Source organism: Sphaerotilus sp. (assembly GCF_041083715.1).
GTDB lineage: Bacteria > Pseudomonadota > Gammaproteobacteria > Burkholderiales > Burkholderiaceae_C > Sphaerotilus.
In genome coordinates, this window is record NZ_JBFPGY010000202.1 from 1 (window position 1) to 2,766 (window position 2,766).

At 69.7% G+C, this 2,766-nt stretch carries 1 protein-coding gene and 1 pseudogene; one reads left to right on the forward strand and one right to left on the reverse strand.

Features of this window, described 5'->3' with window-relative positions; translation table 11 throughout:
• Positions 1 to 109: 109 nt before the first annotated feature.
• Positions 110 to 2,350 (reverse strand): heavy metal translocating P-type ATPase, encoded by a 2,241-nt coding sequence (locus tag AB3X43_RS09025; RefSeq protein ID WP_369429512.1) that lies wholly within the window; start codon positions 2,348 to 2,350, stop codon positions 110 to 112.
• 121 nt (positions 2,351 to 2,471) lie between these two features.
• Here AB3X43_RS09025 and AB3X43_RS09030 point away from each other — a divergent pair.
• Positions 2,472 to 2,766 (forward strand): annotated as a pseudogene (locus tag AB3X43_RS09030) (ABC transporter substrate-binding protein); the annotation flags it as partial.

Genomic DNA, 2,766 nt, shown 5'->3' on the forward strand with positions numbered 1-2,766 from the left:
GTTCTCCAACGTCGAACTGAAGTCGCTGGCCGACTACATCGGCTCGCTGCCGAGCGACCTGCAGGTCGTTCCGAACGCCAAGTTCCGCTGAACGGCACTGCCCGGAAGGTCACCGCCGGCGCGGTGACCACCGCGCCAGCAGCAAGGCATTGCTGATCACGCTGACACTGCTGGCCGCCATGGCGGCGCCGGCCACCATCGGGCTCAGCAGTCCGAACGCTGCCAGCGGAATGCCCACCACGTTGTAGGCAAACGCCCAGAACAGGTTCTGGCGGATCTTGGCCGTGGTGCGGCGCGAGATGTCGATCGCCTCGGCCACCGCGCGCGGGTCACCACGCATCAGCGTGATGCCGGCCGCATGCATCGCCACGTCCGTGCCCGTGCCGTCGCTGTGCGTGATGGCCATGCCGACATCGGCTGCGGCCAGCGCCGGAGCGTCGTTCAGGCCGTCGCCGACCATCGCCACCCGGGTACCGTCCACGCGCAGCGCCGCGATCACCCCTGCCTTGTCCCCAGGCAGCACTTCGGCCCGCACTTCATCGATGCCGAGTTCCCGGCCCACGGTGCCCGCCGCATCGCGGTTGTCGCCGCTGACCAGCAGCGTGCGCACGCCCAGCGCGTGCAACTGGTCGATCGCTTCGCGTGCACCAGGCTTGATGGTGTCGCCGAAGGCCAGCAGTCCGAGCAGCGTGGGCACCCCTGGGGCGCCATCGGCGGGAACCTGCGCCAGCCACGCGAGTGTCTGGCCTTGCGATTGCCAGTGGTCGGCCTTGCTCTGCAGTGGCGTGACCGGCACGTTCAGCTCATCCATCCAGCGTCGGCTGCCCAGCCGCAGCGCACGGCCCTGCACCACGCCCATCACGCCGCGGCCAGCCTGCGCCGACATCTGCTCGGCTGGCGAGAGGGTCCGGCCTGCTGCGGCCACGACGACGGCGCGGGCGAGGGGATGCTCGCTGCCTGATTGCAGCGCGGCCGACCAGGCGAGCACGTCGTCGTCCGACTGGCCCGGTGCAGCGGCATGGCCGACCAGCGCCGGCTTGCCGGCCGTGAGCGTGCCGGTCTTGTCGAAGGCGACGATGCGCACGGCGTGGGCGAGTTCGAGCGCCTGTGCGTCCTTGATGAGAATGCCGTGGCGCGCGGCCGCGCCGGTGCCGACCATGATGGCCGCCGGCGTGGCCAGCCCCAGCGCACACGGACAGGCGATCACCAGCACCGCCACGGCCCGCAGCACGGCCACCGTCCAGTCGCCGCCCGTCAGGCCCCAGCCCAGCAGGGTGACGACGGCGATCAGCACCACTGCCGGCACGAACACCGCGCTCACCTGGTCAACCAGCCGCTGGATCGGCGCCTTCTTCGCCTGTGCCGATTCGACCAGCCGCACGATGCGCGACAGCGTGGTTTCGGCGCCGATGGCCAGCGTGCGCACGACCAACCGGCCTTCGCCGTTGACGGCGCCACCGGTCACGCGCTGACCGGGTTCGCGCGCCACCGGCAGGCTCTCGCCGGTCAGCAGCGACTCATCGACATGGCTGGCTCCTTCGAGCACCTCGCCGTCGACTGGAATGCGTTCACCAGGCCGGACCACGACCCGGTCACCGACACGCAGCCGCGCGAGCGGACGGTCCGCTTCGGTGCCGTCCGGGCCGATCACATGGGCTGATTCGGGCGTCAGCGCTTGCAGCGCGCGGATGGCGTCCACCGTGCGGTGCTTGGCGCGCGATTCCAGCCACTTGCCCAGCATCACCAGCGTGACGACCACGGCTGCGCTCTCGAAATACAGGTGGGGCATGCCCGAGGTGTCGCCCAGCAGCAGCCAGACCGACAGCGCATAAGCCGCGCTCGTGCCCAGCGCGACCAGCAGGTCCATGTTGCCGCTGCCGCTGCGCAGCGCGGCCCAGCCAGCGCGGTAGAAGCGCGCCCCGAGCCAGAACTGCACGGGCGTGGCGAGGGCCCATTGCAGCCAGCCCGGCAGCATCCAGTGCATGTCCAACACCTCAGCCAGCATCGGCAACACCAGCGGTGCCGACAGCAGCGCCGCGATCGCCACGCGCCGGCCCTCGCTCAGCCACGGCTCGACGACCACGGGCGGCGGCGCACCCGCCGCGACCTCGTCGGGCACGCTGAATCCGGTGCGGCGCACGGCCTCCTGCAGTGCTGCGCGGGTGGCGGTGTCGGTGCGGGTGACGACGTGGGCCTGCTCGATGGCGAGATTGACCTCCGCCTCGACCACGCCCGGCACTTTCTTCAGCGCCTTCTCGACCCGTGTCACGCACGAGGCGCAGGTCATGCCATCAATGGGCAGCGTCCATTCGCACAAGAGCGGCTCGACGGAGATCACGGTGGTGTTCATGCCGCGACTGTGCCCGGATTCACCCGGTTCGTCTTGATGCCAGTCAAGCCGGGTCAGGCGAGAACCATGCACGTGCGATCCGCCTACACTGCCTCCATCGATGTTTGCTGGAGCCTGTCCCATGTCCCCTGTCCGTTCGCTGTTGTCCACTGTCGCTGCAGCCGTGCTCACGGCTGCGCTTGGCCTGTCTGCCTCGGCCCAGACACTGCGCTGGGCGACCCAGGGCGATCCCCAGACCATGGATCCGCACGCGCAGAACGAGTCGCTGACCAACCAGATGAACGCCCAAGTCTACGAGACGCTGGTCGGGCGCGACAAGCAGCTGGGCATCGTTCCGCAGCTCGCCACCGAGTGGCAGCAGACCGGGCCGCTGACCTGGCGCTTCAAGCTGAGGCCCAATGTGAAGTTCCACGACG